Here is a 20,549-nt window from a genome sequence, read left to right as displayed (position 1 = left end):
TTCTAGATTTGTGAAAACAGCAGGCCTTATGTTGCATTATTGTGTTATGTCTTATTTTAAAATCTCAGGCTAAAGCTTTGTTTATTTCTTTTAGTTAAGGTTTTTCAGTCTTATTATGTAGGAAATGATATAACGATAGCTTAGTATTACTGCATTATAATCTCATCGACGGAATAAACATGAGCTCAGCTAAAATTTACCCAGCAATTATGTGTGGCGGCAGCGGTACACGCCTTTGGCCTCTTTCCCGTGCACTTTTTCCTAAGCAATTCATTCCTTTAGTTAACGATACCAGTATGCTGCAAGACACGCTTTTACGCTTGCCTGAAAATAGCCAAGAGCCAGTATTTATTTGCAATGAAGAACATCGGTTTTTAGTAGCAGAGCAAGTTAGGCAACTATCACAAAGCCAAGGCACTATTTTACTTGAGCCAGAAGGGCGCAATACCGCACCTGCCGTTGCCTTAGCAGCTATTCATGCCTTAGAAAAAGATAAAGATGCCTTGTTGCTGGTGTTAGCGGCCGATCATGTTATTCAAGACAAAGACGCTTTTCATCAGGCGGTTGCGCAAGCAGCTATTTCAGCACAGCAAGGTAAGTTAGTTACCTTTGGTATTGTGCCTACTCATGCGGAAACAGGTTACGGTTATATTAAAAAGGGTACCGAACAAAGTTCAGGTGTTTTTGAGGTTAAGCAATTTGTTGAAAAGCCTAATCAAAATGTAGCAGATGAGTATTTAGCCTCAGGTGATTATCTGTGGAATAGCGGTATGTTTTTATTTAAAGCCTCTCGTTATTTAGAAGAGTTAACTAAATACCGTGGTGATATCTTTGAAAGCTGCCAAAAAGCCATGACTGATGTTGAGCTAGATTTAGACTTCTTACGTCCTAATAAGGATGCTTTTTTGGCTTGTGCCAGTGAATCGATTGATTATGCGGTGATGGAAAAAACTGATGCAGCGGTGGTTATTCCTCTTGACGCAGGGTGGAGTGATGTTGGCTCTTATTCGGCATTGTGGGAAGTCTGTCAGCAAGATAACAATAAAAATGTTATTAAAGGTGATGTCATTGCCCATACCACCACTAATAGTTATATCCATAGTCAACATAAACTGATCGCAACGGTTGGTGTTGATAATTTAGTGATAATTGAGACTCATGATGCTATTTTGGTTGCCAATAAAGATAAAGTGCAAGAAGTTAAAAATATTGTAGAGCAACTGAAAAAAGAGCAACGATCTGAAGCTGTTATTCACCGAGAGGTTTATCGCCCTTGGGGTAAGTACGATAGTGTTGATGCGGGTGAACGCTTTCAAGTAAAACGTATTACGGTAAAACCTGGCGCTAAGTTATCGGTGCAAATGCATCATCATAGAGCCGAGCATTGGATCATTGTTTCGGGCACTGCAAAAGTTACCATAGATGATAAAACAGTATTGTTGACAGAGAATCAATCGGCGTATATTCCGGTTGGTGCAGTGCATGCCTTAGAAAACCCAGGAATACTGCCTTTAGAAATGATTGAAGTGCAATCAGGTAGCTATTTAGGTGAAGATGACATTGTTCGTTTTGAAGATAGATATGGTCGTATTACCGCTGATAATAAATAGTTGATTAAACTTGAGACCATTAGCGTTTATTAACATTAATGGTCACTTTATGTTATTTACAAGTTTTTTTGTAAATTTTTCCACTGTACTAAATGCTCTTGTAAGCAGGCTTGATTTGTTTTGAGTAAGCCTGCAATATTCTCTATAGTCAGTATCTTACCAAAATGAATATTATCGTTATTTTTCTTTGCAAGTAAGGTTGCTAACATTATATCTCCTAATTCCTGACGATAGTGTGCCGGCTCCCAAAACCATTGCATTTGTTGTTTTGGCTTAGTTAGTGGTACCGCTTCATTAACAAAATTACTGGCACCACTAAAGTCCCATAAGTTAAAATCATTGCCATATACTTGGTTAAGGTACTGTACTAAGGTCTGTTTCCATAGTTGAAAGTTTTGCCATTGACCGCTATCAGCTAAGGTATGTAAGTAACTGAAATGGTAGGGATTGATAAAGAATATCACATTAATTTTATTTTTTTTTGTAATGTTAATTAATCGACCTAAATGGGCGAAAGCTGGCGAGTATGGGGTAGTTTCTTGGGCTTTAATAACCCATGATTTACTTGTTAGTCGAGTTGATATTTCTTGCAACTTTTGTCTGAAAAGTGGTTTTATTCCCTCGCTATCCATAATGGCAACGTAAGATAAAGCATTGTTAAAGCCATGGGCGTTTATGCTGCTAGCCATGGATCTTTGTTGGAATATGGTCCTTATGCTGGCGCTAAAGGCGTCTAGAGAAAATACCATGGTCATCTTTTCTTTTAAACGAGCAAAGCTAGCAGGATTAAAATCATTGCCAACTGAATTTAGTCGGAAGGCATAACTTGGTTGGGTATGATGATGAATTTCGGCTTTGAAGTTAGTTACCTGTTGCTCGCTTAATAAGAAATCGAGAAAATCTACGCCAACAAGTAATTGCTCTATGGTGTCGTTGTTGTTAATGGCATCTATAGCATAATCAACCTGCATGGCAATACCAGCCCCCGGCATCCCTTGGTTATAAACAGCTTTCCCAGTAAAGAGTCTATTAGTTGGGTTCAAGCCCATTTCGACTCTTGAATTACCGACAATTAATATTTGTGGTTTAATTTTATGCACTTGATAGGCTTTGCTTATGCGTGAACGTTTGCCAGCTTCTGGTTTTATTTGGTTAATTCTATCGATTTGCGGAGACCAAAACATGCCGAAAGGGTCGATAAACCAGTTAAATGTTGCTATGAAAAAAAGTACGATAGCGAAACTGGTGAAGTATGTGCTTATATATTTCATTACGACAGTCAGACCTAAAATTGAAAGTATAAAAATTCACTAACTTGTGAAAGTGTTAACATACCTAAGGCTAAACAAGCGCCAGAGAATAATGCCCATTGGCGAGTATCCGACCAAGTAAAGCTTAAAGTTAACTGCCTAGCAGGCCAAAAGGTGCTTCGACTTTCATAGTTAAACCTGCTTAATGTACCTTGTTGTTTGAAAAATAGATCTTGAATATTAGGTAGTGTTAGTACAAATATTAATAAAACACTATTCCACAACCAAGTCATTATAAATACTTTACCGCCGTTGGATGGTGTTACTCCCCACGATTGCAACATGTCACCGAGTGAACCTGTACGTGCAAGAAGCGCATTGGGTATTTCAATACCATTTAAACCAAGCATGCCTTTAATGATGATAAGTGCGCCGTCTAGTGTTACCGCCCTAAAAAACACCCAACCGATAACTACGGCAATAAAAGTAATTAACCAAGTAGTAAAAATATAAAGCTTACTTTCAGCGGTGAATAATGAATACTTAACCTTCATTGCTTGCCAGCCAAGGTTAATCATCAAGTAAGTACCATGCAAGGCACCCCAAATAATAAAGTTCCAGCCAGCACCATGCCATAAACCGCCAAGCAGCATAGTAATAAATAAGTTACTATAACGTTTTATTTTACCGTTACGATTACCGCCAAGGGCTATATAAACATAATCTCTTAAAAAGTGAGATAGGGTTATATGCCAACGACGCCAAAATTCAGCAATATTAGCGGCTTTATAAGGTGAGTAAAAGTTAAGTGGTAAGACAATGCCGAACAGTCTAGCCAAGCCTATGGCCATATCAGAGTAACCAGAAAAATCAAAATATAATTGGAAGGTATAAGCCAGAGCGCCGCCCCAAGCCATAAAAAAATCGACGTTATTACCAGCATCGGCAATATTAAATATCGGGTTGGCATAAACCGCAATACCATCGGCTAACACTGTTTTTTTAAATAAACCAATAGCAAAAATGGTCAAACCAATTTTAAAGTTAGTACTATTTATTTGATATCGTTTGAAGCTAGAAAATTGTGGCAGCATGTCTTTGTGGTGCACAATAGGGCCGGCAATTAATTGCGGAAAAAAAGAGACAAATAAAGCGTAATGCAAAAAGCTATATTCTTTAGTAATGCCTTTGTACGAATCAACCAAGTAGGCAATTTGCTGAAAGGTAAAGAAGGAAATGGCTAAGGGCAGAATGATATTGCCGAGACTCCAACTTTCACCTATCACTGCATTCAGGTTAAAGACGATAAAACCCGCATATTTAAAATAGGCAATAGCGGCTAGATTGAGGGCTATGCCAAAAACGAGTCGTTTTTTATTATTATTATTACCGAGGTGTTTACCAAGATGGTAATTGAGTGCCATTGAAATTAATAATAAAACTAGATAGCTAGGGTTCCACCAACCATAGAAGAATAATGAAGATACAACCAAGCTAGCGATTGCTACCTCATTACCCCAACGCTTAGCGAGATAAAAGAATAGCAATAAACTAATAGGTAAGAAGAGAAAAATAAATTCAGCAGAATTGAATAACACAGCTATCTTCCATGAAGACTATTTACAAATGGGCAATATGTTAATCTTTTCTCGATGTATTGTCTTTAGATTTCACTTTACCTCTCAATCTGCACATAATTATCACCACAAGAAAAAGCAATCAATCGGCTCAGTTGCGTTAAGCTATAGCCACTTTCTTTTTGTAATTTATTAAAGTGTGCTTGTATAGCAGTTAAACTTTTTTTACTTTGTAAACCACCATCAATAATTTCTTGTGCTCTTAAGTAAGCTTCAACATCGCTGCTTAAAATAAAAGTATCTTTACCTAACAAGCGCAGGGCATAAGGACCGGTATTACCGCCTAAGCGTTGACCGTGCTTTTTCAGGTAAGCCCATAAACCAATAATGTCGGTACTTGGCCAGTCGTTGATAAACTGGGCAAAACTCGTATTTGTATCAATGTGGTGATCGAACATCATTTGTGCGTTGGCTTGAATGGTTTTTACTTTATTAAAGTTACGAATTATTTTTGGATCCGCCGCTTTTCGTTCCCACATTTCTTCTGGCATCATCATTATCTTTTCCAGGTTGAAATTGAAAAAATGCTCTTCAAAGTCCGGCCATTTTTTTTCGACCACTCGCCAGACAAAACCTGATTTGAAAATTTGTTTGGTAAAAGCGGCAAGGATACGGTCATCGCTTAACTCAGCGATACTTTGTTGTGCTGCGGTATCATCGAGTAACTTCTTACCAAGGATTTTTTTCCCTAATAAAACCTTAAGTGCAGGAACACCACCTTTTCGTTCGGCAGCGCGTTTAAATAATGATTTAAATGATTCGTGAGTCATAACTTCTTCATAAAGGCAAATGTATTGCTAAGTGGTGTCATTCCCGCACTCCTGCATTCGCTGAGCGGAAGCCGGTATTATGCCTTAGCCTCTGGTTTAGGCTAAGGTGCTGTTAATGCGAGAGCTTGCTTTTCGCTAACGGCTCGTTACGCTTCAATACCACAGTGACGTAATAAAGCCTCAATCTCAGGTGCTCGGCCACGGAATTTTTGGAATAATTCACTCGGCTCTTCACTGCCACCTTTCTCAAGGATATTCGTTAAGAATGATTGTCCAGTTTGCTCATTGAAGATACCTTGCTCTTCAAATAAACTAAAGGCATCAGCCGATAATACTTCTGCCCACTTGTAGCTGTAATAGCCGGCAGAATAACCACCACCAAAGATATGACTAAAACCGTGTTGGAAGCGATTAAATTCAGGTGCTTTGACTACTGAGTACTGCTTTCTAACACTATCGAGCACTTGTTGAATGTGTGTTTCATTGTTTGATGCTTTGGCATTATAACTTTCATGCATGGTAAAATCGAAGATACTGAATTCGACTTGACGCAACATTTGCATGGCCGATTGGAAGTTTTTGGCTGCTAGCATTTTGTCTAACATTTCTTGAGGTAAGGGTTCACCACTTTCAAAATGACCAGAAATAAAGGCTAACGCTTCGGGTTGCCAGCACCAGTTTTCTAAAAATTGACTAGGAAGCTCAACCGCATCCCAAGGCACGCCATTAATACCGGCAACACTGCTAGCATTTATTTGGCTTAACATATGGTGAATACCATGACCAAACTCATGGAACAAGGTAACTACTTCATCATGAGTAAATAACGCCGGTTTATCGCCTACAGGGCCATTAAAATTACAGGTTAAATAGGCAACTGGGTATTGAATCGAACCATCAGCTTTCTGGCTGCGACCGACACAGTCATCCATCCAGGCACCACCGCGTTTTTTCTCGCGCGCATAAAGGTCTAAATAAAAGCTACCACGTTTTTCTCCGGCTTTATCAACTATGTCATAGAAGTTAACATCGTCATGCCAAACATCAACACCCGCTCGGTGTTTGATAGTTAGACCAAATAATTTATGCACTACGGCAAATAAACCCGAGACAACTTTGTCTTTCGGGAAGTAGGGGCGTAATTCTTCATCTGAAATGGCGTAGCGACTTTGTTTTAATTTCTCGCTGTAATAAGCCAAATCCCAGGCCTGTAAGTTATCTTGCTTGAACTCACTGGCAGCAAAGTCGCTTAGTTCTTTAAAATCTTGCTTACCTTGCTGTTGTGATTTAAGGGCTAAGTTCTCCAGGAAGGCCATCACTTCACGGGTAGAGTTTGCCATTTTGGTTGCCAATGAGTGTTGGGCATAGTTGTCAAAATCGAGCAAAATCGCTAGCTCATGTCTCAAGCTTAGTAATTCATTCATAATGCTGCTGTTATCAAACTCACCGGCGTTAGGACCTTGATCTGAGGCACGGGTAACAAAGGCAGTATAAAGCTGTTCACGTAAGTCAGTATTATCACAATACATCATCACTGGTAGGTAGCTTGGAATATCTAGGGTGAAACTGTAACCGGTTTTATCTTTACTTTTAGCTAACTCTTGCGCTGCTGCTAAGGCGCTTTCAGGTAGACCTGTTAGTTCTTCTTTATTTTCAATGGTGATACTAAAAGCTTGGGTCGCATCAAGCACGTTATTGCTAAAACTTGAACTGAGTTCAGACAAGCGCGTCTTTATTTCACCGTAACGTTTTTTATTTTCATCATTTAGCGCTATGCCCGATAACTTAAAGTCACGCAGTGCATTGGTTATTACTTTTTGTTGCGCTATATCGAGCTGTTCAAATTGCTTACCCTCTTTAACGCTAAGGTAGGCTTGATATAAACCCTGATGCTGACCAACAAAAGTGCCATATTCAGATAAAAGTGGCAGACAAGACTCATAAGCTGCACGCAATTCATCACTACTCACCACGGAATTCATATGTGACACCGGAGACCAAAGTTTAGCTAACACATCGTCTACTTCATCAATGGGCAATACTAAATTCTGCCAAGTGAATAGCTCATTGTCAGTGAGAACCTGCTCGATAACTTTTTTACAATCGTTAATGGCTTGTTCTACAGCAGGTTTTACGTGCTCAGGTTTTATTTTTGCAAAGGCAGGCAGTTCGCTAGATACTAATAATGGATTGGTCATGATACTTAAAAATTAGTTTATGTTATTAGTGATGTAAGACTGAGAGAGGCTTTATTCAAGGCAATTGCAGCATATAGTTATAAAATATTTATTACTCTATTACCTCTTGTTATCATTTTATTTTATTGAGTAAGTTAACTTGCTGTTAACAGCCGCTTTTTAGTTAACTTTTCATTTGCACAAAAACACAAAGAAGTTATAGTTTGTAGCACCGTTGGTTTTTTTTGTTAAGTTTGTTATTGAGTGATTATGTTTAAGAAGTTACTTATTACCTTGTTATTAATATTAAGTGTATTACTTACCCTTTTCATGGTACCAACCAGTTATGCCGTAATAGAAAATCTGTCCTTAGACCATCTATCTGTTGATGATGGTTTATCGCAGGGTAGTATTCATGCAATTATCCAAGATAAAACCGGTTTCATATGGCTAGCCACAGAAAATGGCGTCAATATTTATGATGGTAATAAAGTTAGGCAATTGCCTGGGCCAAATAATAATTTTGAAGATGTTGCTATCTATACGTTACTTGAAGATAAAAATGGTTTGATTTGGTTAAATGTTGATGGTCGAAAACTTTATAGCTATAACCCTAAAACTAATATCTATCGACATATACCAATAAAAATCTCGCCCAATTCAAACTATTATATTGCCGATCTGCTTAACAGTAATGACAATAAAATATGGCTATTAACCTCTAAAACACTCGGGTTTTATAATCAAGTTACCAATGAATACCAGCAAGTAATAGACTTGGCAGCAGAATTAGCCGGTGACCTTTCATTGTTTAAAATGTCATTGCATGAAGGAGTCATGTATATAGGCTCACAGGTAGGTGTTTTTGCCTATAACATTGATAAAAATCACTGGAAAAAATTACCTCAAATACCCGCTGATATCACTGTACAGTCGAACATTGAAGAGCTCAACAAAATATATACCGTACACGCGGATATTAATCAGACCTTATACCTAGGCTCTAACGATGGCTTTTTTGCTATCAATGTTGCAGATATTAAAGCATATATTGCCGGTGAATCATCATTACCCAACTACCAACGACTTATTGAAAATATGGCGGCATGGCAGACATTATCTGATGGGAAAACGCTTTATATAGCTGCTGATAAAGGTTTGTATTCGATTAATACAGTCAATAATAGCAGTGAGTTTTTGTTTGGTTTTAGTGATTATTTTGACAATATCAGCGATGACAACATACCAACCTTGATTAAAGATAATCAAGGTGTTTTTTGGTTAGGTTCAAGGGCTATGGGTGCCTATCAATGGGATCCCAGAAGAGAATTAATTAAAAATTACGGCTATAAAAAAAATCATGCAGCTAGTTTAAGTTATAACGAAGTTTGGCATATTTTACCTGATGGCTTAAATGATGATTTTCTCTGGGTTGCTACTTCAAATGGTTTGAACTTAATTGATCAGGCAAAACAGCGTGTTACCCCATACTTAGTGAATAATGACTCTAAAAGTATATATACCAAAAGTCACCTTTATAGCCTGCTAAGTTTAACACCTGAGCAACTCCTTATCTCAGCTGCTAAAGGTGTCTATCTATTTGATAAAAAGCAAAGGATAGAGTTGGCCTTACCCTTTAATGATGAAATTAAGCAACTGCTTGCAGTAGAGCAGTATGACATCATAAAAGAAGACGAATTTCTCTGGTTAGTGAATGAAAAAGGTGTCTTTAAAATAAATTTAATCACTGATGAAATCGATATTTTAAGTGAAATTACCGAAATTTTTCCTCCTGAAAAATTATTGTCTTTATTAGGTTCCTTACCTGATAGCGACTGGTTTTTACTTTCAAGTAATGATGGTTTATGGGGATTTAATGCGAATACACGACAATTTATCCAGCTTTATAAGTTGCAAGGTGTGCTGGCTGGTGAATATACCTCTATTGATAATTGGGCAATAGATAAAAACCAAATTATGTGGTTGAGCTTTAGTGGTAAAGGTCTGGTTGGTTTAACCTTGCCTGACTTTAAAGAGCAATATTTTTACCATAAAGGCAACTCTATTATTGATAATAATATTTACGGTGTAATGGCCGATGAGGCAGGAGATATCTGGTTCTCTAGCCATAATGGTTTATTTATGTTGGACTCCAATAGTCAACATATCAGTCATTTCACCCGTAAAGATGGCCTTGGCGCGACTGAATTTAATGGTAGGGCTTATGCAAGATTACCTAATGGTCGTTTTGTCTATGGTTCAATGGAAGGTATTAGTATTTTCGATCCGTTAAAACTAAAAAAAGTACACCATAGCGAAAACTTTAAAGTCAAAGTGACCGCTATAGCATTGTTATCCCGCAAATTAGCCCTACCTTTGATCATTGAAGATAATGCCGTTATTAACCTTCACTATGATGATGTAGGTATTCGCATTGATTTTTCCACCTTTTCTTATGGCAATGAGAAAAACATCAGTTATAAGTATCATGTGACGGGGGTAAATAATATTGACTACCCCGCAACTAGAGAAGGCCATATTACCTTTCCTAGCCTAGCATCAGGCAAGCATACCTTCTCTATTCAGGCTAAGTCACCCTACTCGGGAGAATATTCAACTCCCGTACATATTAACTTTAACGTCAGCTTTGCTCCTTGGCGTTCACCTTTGGCATTGGCTTTTTATTTCATTGTGTTCCTACTAATGACGTTAACTTGGTATCGTTATCGTAAAGGCCAGCAACAGTTGTTGCTTGATGCGCATGAGCAAGTTAAGTATCGAGAAAATCGTTTACAACTAGCCTTAACGGGTAGTAATAGTGAGGTCTGGGACTGGCAAGCGGATGAAAATCTAATGTTCGGTAAACGCATAGTGTTAGATTTAGGCTACAAAGAAGAAGCGTTATTTTATAGTTTTTCAAAGCATATTGCCCTTATTCATCCTGAGGATCATGATGATTTTATTCGCAGCTGGCAATTATTTATTAGCAGCGCCAGTTTAGAGGATAACTTTTCTTGTACTTATCGTTTGAAAACAGCAGATGGTCAGTGGCTTTGGTACAAAGACTTAGGAAAAACAGTCGCGGTAGATGCTAATAATAATCCCATTAGAGTTACGGGTTCTTATACTAATATTACCAAGTCTCGTGCTAACGAAGAGCGCGCGCAATATTACGGTGATGCATTTCAGCAAACTCAAGACTGGGTATTTATTATTGATGAAAAAATATCGAAAGTAACGGCAAACCAATCAATGCGAGTTGTTTTTGATTGGCCCGAAGAAGAGTTTGATTTTAATGCGAAATTATTAGGTATTAGTCAAAAACGACGCAGTTTTTACCGTAAATTAATGCTGTCTTTAAACGAAGGTGAACATTGGCGTGGCGAGGAGTTAATCGATACCCCTAATAAGGGGGAGTACCACGTTATTATCAATGTGACGGTAGGCCGAAACTCCGTGAGTAACGCTTTGCATTATTTGTTTGTATTAACGGATATTAGTGCACAAAAAAGTGCCGAAAATGAATTAAGGCTATTAGCAAATTATGATCATTTAACGGGATTGCCTAATCGTACTTTATTGCTTGAACGCATTAAACATGCAATAGACTTTTCCCACCGAAAAACTAAATCATTGGCACTTTTTTTTATCGATTTAGATCGCTTTAAACAAGTAAATGACTCTTTAGGGCACGAAAGTGGTGATTTTTTATTAAAAAAAGTGGCTAAACGATTAGGAGATGTATTGCTGGTAGATGATACGGTGGCACGTATAGGTGGTGATGAGTTTGTGGTTTTGTTGGAGAATTTTACTAATAATAATCAACTTAGCCGCATCGCCAATGAAATTATTGAAACGATTGGTAAACCCATTGATTTAGGCGGCCATTTAGTCAGTGTTGGCGCGAGTATTGGCATTGCGGTATATCCCAATGATGGCCATAACTCAGACGAGTTGTTACGCCATGCTGATGTTGCTATGTATCATGCCAAACAAGCAGGGAAAAATAACTTTAAGTTTTATACTGCACAAATGAACATTGAAGCCATGGAGCGCTTAAGCAAGGAGTCGGCGTTAAAGTTAGCGGTAAAAAATAAGGAGTTTATTAATCACTACCAACCAATAATTGATGCGCATACAGGTAAGGCGGTAGGTGTAGAGATGTTAATGCGTTGGCAAACACCGACGGGTTTAGTGCCACCTAATGAATTTATTCCTTTATCAGAGGAGCTAAATTTAATTATCACTATGACAGAGTCTGCACTTGAACAGGCATGTAAACATCTAAAAGAGTGGCATGCCATCCGACCCGATTTTTATGTGTCGATAAACTTATCAGTACAACACTTTGTTGAAGCAGATATAGTCACATATATTAGCGATTTATTAGCGCGTTACCAATTGCCAGCCAAAAATTTACGTGTTGAAATAACAGAAAGTGTGTTAATTTTACAACCTGAAAATGCCATAATCACAATGCGCAAACTATCGGAACTTGGCGTGGTTTTAGCGCTAGATGACTTTGGCACAGGCTTCTCTTCATTATCTTATTTAAAACAATTACCCTTAGATATCATAAAAATAGATCGCAGTTTTGTTGCTGGCATTGGTATTAATGAAGCAGATGAAGCGATTGTGGATACCACGTTAGTTTTAGCCAAAAGGCTTAATATGTACTGCATTGCTGAGGGGGTGGAAACGGTTGAGCAGTTACACTATCTAGTTGCCAAACAATGCCATTATATACAAGGGTATTTATACAGTAAGCCAATACCGCCGGAGAAAATCATGCAAAATCTGTTGTTAAATAAAACAGAAATTATCTCTACTACTCGGGGTTTTTGACCTTTCGATATAACTAATATCCCTAGTAAATTTACAAACGTTAGCAGCCAAGTACCGAGAACGGCTATAAATATTATGCTTTTCTCCTTGAATAAAGCCTTTTTTGCGCCCACATCCTATTTAAGTAATACATTAACTAATTGAAACACTACACTAACTAATGAGTAATACCATGATACAACATTTTGATTACCTTGCCATTGGCGGTGGCAGTGGCGGCATAGCATCTGCTAACCGCGCAGCAAAACTAGGTAAAAAAGCAGCCGTTATTGAAGCCAAGTATATTGGTGGTACTTGTGTCAATGTTGGTTGTGTGCCTAAAAAAGCCATGTGGTATGCCGGGCAGATAGCCGATGCCTTAAAATATGCCAATGATTACGGTTTCGGTCAGCAGCTAAATCAAGGCGAATCTCAGTTTGATTGGGCAAAGTTGGTTGCCAACCGCGAAGCTTATATAAAACGAATTCATGCCGCTTACCAACGTGGTTTTGATGCCAATAATGTCACCGTGATTAAGGGTTTTGCCAAGTTTATTGATAAAAATACCGTGGAAGTAAATGGTGAGTTAATCACCGCTGATCACATTACTATTGCCACTGGTGGTCGACCTGTTATTCCTAATATCGAAGGTGCCGAGTATGGCATAGATTCGGATGGTTTCTTTGCGCTAACTGAGCAGCCTAAAAGTGTTGCTGTTATTGGTGCAGGTTATATTGCCGTTGAATTGGCCGGTGTTTTTCAAGCCTTGGGCACAGAGTCCTACTTAGTCGTGCGCAAAGAGAAACCATTGCGTGGTTTTGATGACATGTTAAGTGATACTTTAGTTGAGCACATGGCTAAACATGGTCCTAAGCTACACAATCACAGTACACCAGCACGCATTGAAAAATTGAGTGATGGTCGTTTAGTTGTTCATTTTACTAATGGTAAGTCATTAGAACCGGTCGATACTTTGGTCTGGGCAATTGGTCGTGAGCCAGCTACTGACAATATTAATTTAGCGGCTGCTGGCGTTGAAATTAATGATCGAGGTTTTATTGAAACGGATAAATATCAAAATACTAATGTCGCTGGTATATATGCGGTCGGAGATAACACTGGCCGTGCGCAGTTAACACCGGTAGCTGTTGCTGCGGGTCGCCGTTTATGTGAACGTTTATTCAATAATAAACCCGATGAACATCTAGATTATTCTGGCATCGCTACCGTAGTGTTTAGTCATCCGGTTATAGCTACCGTAGGTTTAACGCAAGATGAGGCTATTGCTGAGTACGGTGCAGAAAATATTACCGTATATAACTCACAGTTCACCGCGCTTTATCAAGCTATTACCGAGGATTATCGTGATCCTACTCGCATGAAGTTAATTTGTGCTGGCAGTGAAGAAAAAGTAGTTGGTTTGCATAGTATTGGCTTTGGTAGTGATGAACTCATACAAGGCTTTGCTGTTGCCATGAAAATGGGCGCTACCAAGGCTGATTTTGATAACACAGTTGCCATACACCCTACCAGTGCGGAAGAGTTTGTTACCTTGAATTAAGTAACAGAGCATAAACGTAAGCTTGCTCGCCTTTATGCTCAAACTATATCCATGTGCTGAGCTATTATGGTTTCAGCGAATGCAGTTAGCATTCGCTACTAAGTGGTATAACTTCTTGCCGTTTTAACTTTAAAACTGAAAATCAATTTTAAAGTTAAAAGCACTATCCGATGAATGATAACCAGCCCAATTGCTACTTGAATAAACCAGTTCGGCGCCGATACCCAAGCCATAAGTAAATCGATGTTCAATGGCTATATTCGCGCCGATACTGCTGCCGTTACTATTGAGGTTTTTACTCGTAATATTAGAAACGTTTTTATTGCCTTTTAAAGCACCCCATTGATAAAATGGACCGCCGTAAATAATGTTGTGTGGTGATAATTTATAACCGACAATCCAAGCAACATCGTAAATACCAGTGTTATGCTGCCAAGAGCTATCATCATAAGTATAGCTATAGTCACTTTGTATCCCTGTAGTACTAGTGCCCTTTTTTTTCGTCTCGTAACCTAACGTAATTGCTTGGGAAATATTACTTGTTTTTGATTGGTCACTATATTGGCCATAAAATTGATATTTAGCAGCAAAGTGTAATACAGAGCCTGCGCCATCATTTACGGAGTCACCTTGATAACCGAGCTAGGTATAGCGCTTTATTTAGTTAATCTTGTTTAAGAAAAAGCCCTTAATACTTATTTGAACATAGGTATTAGGGGGCTTTGTTATCGATGTGTTTTATCTAACGGTTTTTACTTAAAGCTAGTTTACTCAACAGTAATGGTTATCTTCTTAGAAACAACTGCTGGTTTGTGAGGGATATGGTGATGATCGCCTAAAATCAGCTGTAGCGTATGTTTGCCTTTAGGCAGGGTTAAAGTCGTTTGTGTTTGTCCGCCACCGAAGTGTTTAACGTCACCACCCATAGGCATATCAAAGGCTGGCAGCGAGTCTTTATCGATTAATAAGTGATGATGACCGGTATTTTTTTTCTCCATACCCGCTGGTGAAACGCCCATATCTTTTAAACCAAACGTTACGGTAAAGGTAGCTGGCACTGTGGCACCATCGGTCGGTGAAATAATGTAAACATTAGCACTCGCTGGAGCAACAGATTGCGGCATACTGCTGGCGTTAGCTAGTTCAGAGGTTAATAGTACAGGGCTTAAAGCCAAAGTTAATAGTGAGAACTGGATGATTTTTTTCATAATATAATTCGCTTATTTCAAGTAGAATAGTTTCAATTGATTATTTTAATTGATTTTTATAGGGTTGTGATAAAAATAGCGGTACTCAATACACCAGTCAATAGTTATAACAATTTTATGTGAATATTTATTCTAACCATAATAGGGTAAATTTATTTGTGGACTCATTCATACACTACCAAAACCCCTAGTTCAAAATATAATCATTCAGTTGTCCTAGGGTGGTTACATTTCATTACTTAATAGCACTTTAATGTTTTGAGACAACTTGTAATACTGATGTATCGCGAGGTAGGCGAGATGATTAACATCTGCCTCCACAGGTTCTTATCTTTAGGGTAAATGTAATACAGATGAAAAACACTTGGCTTGGCTTAGTATTAGTATTATTGATTGCATTGCAATCGTATGCTGCTGTGGCTAATTCAGATAAAAATCATCTAGTTGACTCTCAACATATTCAAACAGAACATTCTCATGATGTTGATGACATCGCACTTTTCGATGGATCATCTGACAGCGAACATAATATTAAAGATTGTCATCATTGTCATCATTGTGGTCATTGTCAAGGCGCTCACACACAATGGGGCGTCAGTAACAAATCTGCTTTACCGAAACCTGAATTTATCACCATAAATCAATATTTCTATACTGACGCTCTTGATAAGAGATTTATTGAAGAACTTATACGCCCCCCAATATCTTAATTTAATTTAAAAATTACCCGCAACAAACTTTATTCATCCCTAAAGCTTAACTAAAAATCAAGTTAGCTTATGTTGACTTAGTTGCGACATTCTATTGTTAAATTAATACCATTGCGCATAAAGAATTCTCGCTAAGCGAACACTTTCTTATGCGGATTGGTATAAGAGATTATTATGAAATTTTTCTCAGTGAAATCTGCTGGAATAGCCTTATTCATTAGTTACTCGGCAAGCTTATCGGTAAGTTGTTTTGCTTTTACTAATACAACGTTATCAAGTGGTTGGCTTGATCGGCAAATCAATAAACACCCTGATATTGTCTCAGCGCGTGAACTTATGAATGCTGAATTTTCAAAAGCACAGGGCAGTAAATTACCACTTTATAACCCGGTATTGTCGACAGGTTATGAGCGAGAAGGTGAAGGCAATAACTTTAATATCGGTATTAGCCAGACCATTGACTTGTGGGATAAACAGGCAGTTAATGCCGCCATTGACGATAAAATATTAACTGCAGCCAGTAAAGAATTTACTTACGCCGTAGCGCAAAAAAAAGCCCAAGCATTAAAAGCATTGATAAATTGGCAACTTGCCACGGACAAATCGGTACTTACTTTTGAGCAGGAGCAACAATTAGAAATTCTGCTCAACATTGTTACTAAAAGGCTGAAGGTTGGCGATCTTGGTCAGGTTGATGCTGAATTAACTTTCTTGAATTTATCACAAGTACTTAATAAAACCGCGAAAATACAAGCACAATTAAGCCAAGATCAAGCGGAAGTTAATGAACTACTGCCTGACTGGCGTCCGAATACTCAAGTGTATCCAGAGCAGGGCTTGGGAGTAACATAAATAGAAAATAAATAGAATAAATAGAAGACACCCCTCCCAATTAATTAAATAGAAGACACCCCTCCCAATGGAAATAAACAAAAGCCTCAACTATGCTTATTTAATCAGCAATAAAATAAGGTTGAGGTTACTATGGCAACAGCAAGAAAACAGCAAATCAGTTTAATTGATACCTGTTATTATCACTGTATCTCTCGTTGTGTTCGTCGTGCTTTTTTATGTGGCGAAGATAAAGTGACAGGGCAAAGTTATGAGCACAGGCGAGGTTGGGTTGAAGATAAACTATTAGCGTTAAGCCAAACCTTTGCCATTGATGTATGTGCTTATGCGGTAATGAGTAATCATACCCATATTGTTTTATATGTTGATGTTGAACAAGCCAAAATATGGTCATTACATGAAGTTATCACCCGTTGGCATCAGTTATTCAAAGGCACATTAATCACTCAACAATACTTACGTGGTGATAAACTGATTAAGCCTCTGCAACAAATACTGGAAGAAACCGCAGAGGTGTATCGAGCCCGGTTAACCGATATCAGTTGGTTTATGCGCATTATAAATGAAAGCATTGCCGTACAAGCCAACAAAGAAGATAAATGCACAGGACGCTTCTGGGAAGGTCGCTTTAAATCTCAAGCCTTACTGGATGAAGCCGCTATTATAGCCTGTATGGCGTATGTTGACTTAAACCCAATACGGGCCAATATAGCCATAAGCCCCGAAACATCTAATCACACCAGTATTCAACAACGTATAAGTGCGGCTAAAAAAGCAAAACAACCCAAAGTACTATTCCCCTTTATTGGTAATCCCCGAAAAAACGCCCCAAAAGGCTTAACATTTGAGCTAAACGATTATATTGAACTGGTCGACTTAACGGGTCGTTGCATTAGAGAAGATAAGCGTGGTTATATTGACAATAACCTGCCTAACATATTAACGCGATTAAACATCAGCACTGAAAATTGGCTAATATTAACCACACAATTTAGAAAGGTATTTCATGGCGCAGTGGGTAATCCCGAAGCGTTAACGGAGTTTTGCCAGCATCAACACCTTAAAAAACGTGCAGCAGTGTCTGTTTGTCAAAAGCTATTTGCTTAGCATCACTTTATAACCAAAAACATCACAAAAAGTCATAACCAATTAAGCTTATTTATTGAGAATTAAAGCTTAATGACGCCTAAAATTTATCAAATATCATATTTTATCCAAACCTCTCAATAATTTATTTTTTGTTCATATAAAAATCAAGATATCAGGTGATTTTAATGATGAATATTAAAGGGCTTGTGATAATTTATGGTGATTGTTTTTAGAGGGGTGTCTTCTGTTTTTTCTGTATTCTGTTCTTTTCTGCTTTAGCAACTCCAGATTGTGCTAATGCATCAGCAACGAGGTTAGGCTCTAATAGCTCACTTAGTGCAGTAAACTCGGTGAAATTGTTTTGTGAAACTTGTGATAAAGCGGTAGATAGCTGCAAAAGAAAAGGTTCCTGAATAAATTCAGAAGCCTTTATAACCTAACCAGAAGATCGGTTAATGGATCTTAAAGATTTCCTAACTGATCGGCATTACCTAAATAGGTACTTCAAAGATTCATAAAACTTTTTAACGTTATTACTTTTTAAAACGACGTGCAGATAAACCCATCATTCCTAATGCAAAAATAGCAAGTGTTGATGGCTCTGGAACACTAGTAGCTGTTAGGCTGACAGCACCTTGGGGATCGTTAAAATGCATAAAATTTCGAGAAGAATCAGCAATACTAAACTCTAGGGATGCTTCCCCACTATTCTCGAAAAAATATAACTCAACAGAATGAGAGCCAACATCAAGAGATTTTGAACCTTCAAAACGTCGTTCTGGATGTAGGCTCGAATCATCAATAACAAGCTCACCATCTATAAATACAAAGACACCGTCATCATTGTAAGTCTGAAAGAAATAAGTATCTGCTACACTGGTGAAAAAATCTCCGGTAATCTTGGCGAAAAACGTCTGGTTTATAGCTTGTCCGGTTCCAATTGCTCCATTTGCTGAAGGCCAAGGATTGCTTCCTGCAATATCTCCAGCAAAACCATCTGGATCATCTGTAAAATCGATAGCGCCCCATAATGCAGACGAGCTCGCAATATTATTATCAGCGTAGTCCTTCAATTGATTAACATCCGTAGACCAAAAGTCGTCATATTGCTCAACGAGAAATAACCCTGCGTTAGCAGTACTAACTAAACTGCTGACAGAGAAAAGTAAAGCTGCCAAAGTCATATTTAAAAATTTAAATTTCATTTAAAAAAGTCCTGTAATTACTTTCCATTAAAAATGGGTATAGTATTGATATGATGAATTCTCACATGCCTTAAGCATATAACGTGCCAATAAATTAAATGATTGATTTTAAATGAGTTTTGTTTTCGTGACTTGTAGTCTAATAAACTCTGTAAAAATAACTGACACTAAAAAGTTACTCACCAGTTAAATTAAAAGGAGGCTTACGACCGCTTTGTGCTTAGCAATGTCATTAACTTAAGGATTTAACACATACGTTTATAATTCATCACCCACAGTGGGACATCCATAAACTGGTTAATTAAAAGTCAGGCTTGATAGTTAATAAATCCGTACAATTTTATTAACTAAGGTGCCTGAAATGACTCAATCTCGCAGTAAGCAAGTTTCCTTGCAATATACCCGTTATTATCATTTGATTTCACGCTGTGTTCGCCGTGCTTACCTTTGTGGTGTTGACCCTTACAGCTAACAAAATTATGAACACCGTCGTTAGGTAGACAGAATTCGATTTTTAAGTTCAGTGTTTGCTATCGATATCGCCGCCTACGCGGTGATGTCAAATCATTACCATTTAGTGGTTTATGTTGATGAGACAGAATCTAAAGCATGGAGTGATGAAGAGGTATGCCAACGTTGGTTGCAGCTTTATCATAACCATCCCTTGGTTAATCGATTGCAAGCGGGTCATTGCAGCTGCAAAGCTGAGGCCGATAAAGCACGAGATATTATCAATGAGTGGCGTGCCCGTTTGGCTGACTTGTCATGGTTTATGCGAAATTTGAATGAATATATGGCACGCAAAGCCAATAAAGAAGATGCCTGTAAGGGACGGTTTTGGGAAGGCCGTTTTAAATCACAAGCATTATTAGATGAAAAATCGGTGTTAGCCTGCATGGCTTATGTTGACTTAAATCCTATTAGAGCCAAAATGGCTACTTCGGTTAATAGCGCGCAATATACCTCAATATTTGAGCGTATTCACGATAAAGCCAGTGATAACGAGGATAAAAACCAATTGCCATTTGCCGTTAAACCTTTGCTGGGTTTTATCGGTGATGAGCATAAACAAAGCCCTAAAGGCATTGCCTTTTCATTACTAGATTACTTAACGTTAGTAGAAGAAACCGGCAAAATAATGAGGGAAGATAAGCGTGGTTATATTAACCAACAAGCGTTTCCACTATTGCAGCAATTAGGATTCAGCAGTGATGACTGGTTACAACTAGCCTGAAGTGGTCAAGTAATATTGGCCACGAGTTTGTAAGTTTTCCAATATCTTCGCTCAGACTCATTCGGTGTTAATTCACCATTATAACTGTGAGGCCTGACTTTGCTGTAATATCCAGTAATGTAATTAACCACAGCAGATTTCGCTTCATTAAAAGATTTATAACCTACTGTTGGCATCCATTCCGATTTAAAACTTCTAAAAAATCGTTCCATTGGCGCATTATCCCAACAATTACCACGACGACTCATGCTTTGCTTTATTTGGTATCGCCATAATAATTGGCGGTACTTTTTACTGGTATAGTGACAGCCTTGATCAGAGTGAAACATCACGCCTTTAGGTCTGCCACGCGATTCAAATGCCATTGATAATGCTTTGGCTGTTAATGCCGTATCAGGTGATTGGGACATTGCCCAACCAAT

Annotated in this window: 15 protein-coding genes; 7 read left to right on the top strand and 8 right to left on the bottom strand. The window is 38.1% G+C overall.

Translation table 11 applies throughout. The features are described 5' to 3' along the window. The first annotated feature begins 179 nt into the window (after window positions 1-179). A complete protein-coding gene (locus ASU03_RS17650; RefSeq protein WP_057833106.1) occupies window positions 180-1,610 on the top strand; it encodes a mannose-1-phosphate guanylyltransferase/mannose-6-phosphate isomerase in 1,431 nt (476 codons plus the stop codon). A 56-nt stretch (window positions 1,611-1,666) separates the two neighbouring features. On the opposite strand, the gene ASU03_RS17645 is transcribed toward ASU03_RS17650, so the two are convergent. The 4 genes from ASU03_RS17645 to prlC form a co-directional block, all read right to left on the bottom strand. Beyond that, a complete protein-coding gene (locus ASU03_RS17645; RefSeq protein WP_157465956.1) occupies window positions 1,667-2,881 on the bottom strand; it encodes a hypothetical protein in 1,215 nt (404 codons plus the stop codon). 14 nt (window positions 2,882-2,895) lie between these two features. Next, window positions 2,896-4,458, bottom strand: coding sequence for an MBOAT family O-acyltransferase (locus ASU03_RS17640; protein ID WP_057833104.1), 1,563 nt, complete (start codon window positions 4,456-4,458; stop codon window positions 2,896-2,898). Window positions 4,459-4,535: 77 nt separating this feature from the next. Beyond that, window positions 4,536-5,267 carry a DNA-3-methyladenine glycosylase I gene (locus tag ASU03_RS17635; protein WP_057833103.1) on the bottom strand — a complete coding sequence of 244 codons (732 nt, stop codon included), beginning with the start codon at window positions 5,265-5,267 and terminating at the stop codon, window positions 4,536-4,538. 146 nt (window positions 5,268-5,413) lie between these two features. After that, window positions 5,414-7,465, bottom strand: a complete 2,052-nt coding sequence (gene prlC, locus ASU03_RS17630; protein WP_057833102.1) for an oligopeptidase A — start codon at window positions 7,463-7,465, stop codon at window positions 5,414-5,416. A gap of 249 nt (window positions 7,466-7,714) precedes the next feature. On the opposite strand from prlC, the gene ASU03_RS17625 reads away from it, so the two are divergent. Both ASU03_RS17625 and gorA read left to right on the top strand, forming a co-directional pair. Next, entirely contained in the window at window positions 7,715-12,289 is a 4,575-nt protein-coding gene (locus ASU03_RS17625) for an EAL domain-containing protein (protein WP_057833101.1), read from the top strand. Window positions 12,290-12,461: 172 nt separating this feature from the next. After that, complete coding sequence (gorA, locus tag ASU03_RS17620; RefSeq protein ID WP_057833169.1) at window positions 12,462-13,829, top strand: glutathione-disulfide reductase; 1,368 nt, start codon at window positions 12,462-12,464, stop codon at window positions 13,827-13,829. A gap of 767 nt (window positions 13,830-14,596) precedes the next feature. On the opposite strand, the gene ASU03_RS17615 is transcribed toward gorA, so the two are convergent. Further along, complete coding sequence (locus tag ASU03_RS17615; RefSeq protein WP_057833100.1) at window positions 14,597-15,037, bottom strand: DUF4399 domain-containing protein; 441 nt, start codon at window positions 15,035-15,037, stop codon at window positions 14,597-14,599. Between the two features lie 353 nt (window positions 15,038-15,390). On the opposite strand from ASU03_RS17615, the gene ASU03_RS17610 reads away from it, so the two are divergent. From ASU03_RS17610 to ASU03_RS17600, 3 genes are all read left to right on the top strand, one after another. Beyond that, window positions 15,391-15,747: a hypothetical protein gene (locus ASU03_RS17610; protein WP_057833099.1), complete on the top strand. Its 357-nt coding sequence runs from the start codon at window positions 15,391-15,393 to the stop codon at window positions 15,745-15,747. Between the two features lie 174 nt (window positions 15,748-15,921). Next, window positions 15,922-16,599 carry a TolC family protein gene (locus ASU03_RS17605; RefSeq protein ID WP_231731632.1) on the top strand — a complete coding sequence of 226 codons (678 nt, stop codon included), beginning with the start codon at window positions 15,922-15,924 and terminating at the stop codon, window positions 16,597-16,599. Between the two features lie 132 nt (window positions 16,600-16,731). Then, complete coding sequence (locus ASU03_RS17600) at window positions 16,732-17,706, top strand: transposase (protein WP_057833098.1); 975 nt, start codon at window positions 16,732-16,734, stop codon at window positions 17,704-17,706. A 211-nt stretch (window positions 17,707-17,917) separates the two neighbouring features. Here the strand turns inward: ASU03_RS17600 and ASU03_RS20910 are convergent, their stop codons facing one another. Further along, complete coding sequence (locus tag ASU03_RS20910) at window positions 17,918-18,085, bottom strand: hypothetical protein (RefSeq protein ID WP_157465955.1); 168 nt, start codon at window positions 18,083-18,085, stop codon at window positions 17,918-17,920. A gap of 136 nt (window positions 18,086-18,221) precedes the next feature. Then, a complete protein-coding gene (locus ASU03_RS17595; RefSeq protein ID WP_057833097.1) occupies window positions 18,222-18,893 on the bottom strand; it encodes a PEP-CTERM sorting domain-containing protein in 672 nt (223 codons plus the stop codon). A gap of 523 nt (window positions 18,894-19,416) precedes the next feature. Between ASU03_RS17595 and ASU03_RS17590 the strand changes: the two genes are divergently transcribed. After that, a complete protein-coding gene (locus ASU03_RS17590; protein WP_057833096.1) occupies window positions 19,417-20,127 on the top strand; it encodes a hypothetical protein in 711 nt (236 codons plus the stop codon). A 5-nt stretch (window positions 20,128-20,132) separates the two neighbouring features. Here the strand turns inward: ASU03_RS17590 and ASU03_RS17585 are convergent. Further along, the coding region (locus tag ASU03_RS17585; RefSeq protein WP_157465954.1) for a DDE-type integrase/transposase/recombinase at window positions 20,133-20,549 on the bottom strand (417 nt) is incomplete at its 5' end.

The sequence above is a fragment of the Colwellia sp. TT2012 genome (assembly GCF_001440345.1).
Lineage (GTDB): Bacteria > Pseudomonadota > Gammaproteobacteria > Enterobacterales > Alteromonadaceae > Colwellia.
Note: the sequence above shows the minus strand (reverse complement) of the source record. Positions and strands in the feature narration are given on the sequence as shown.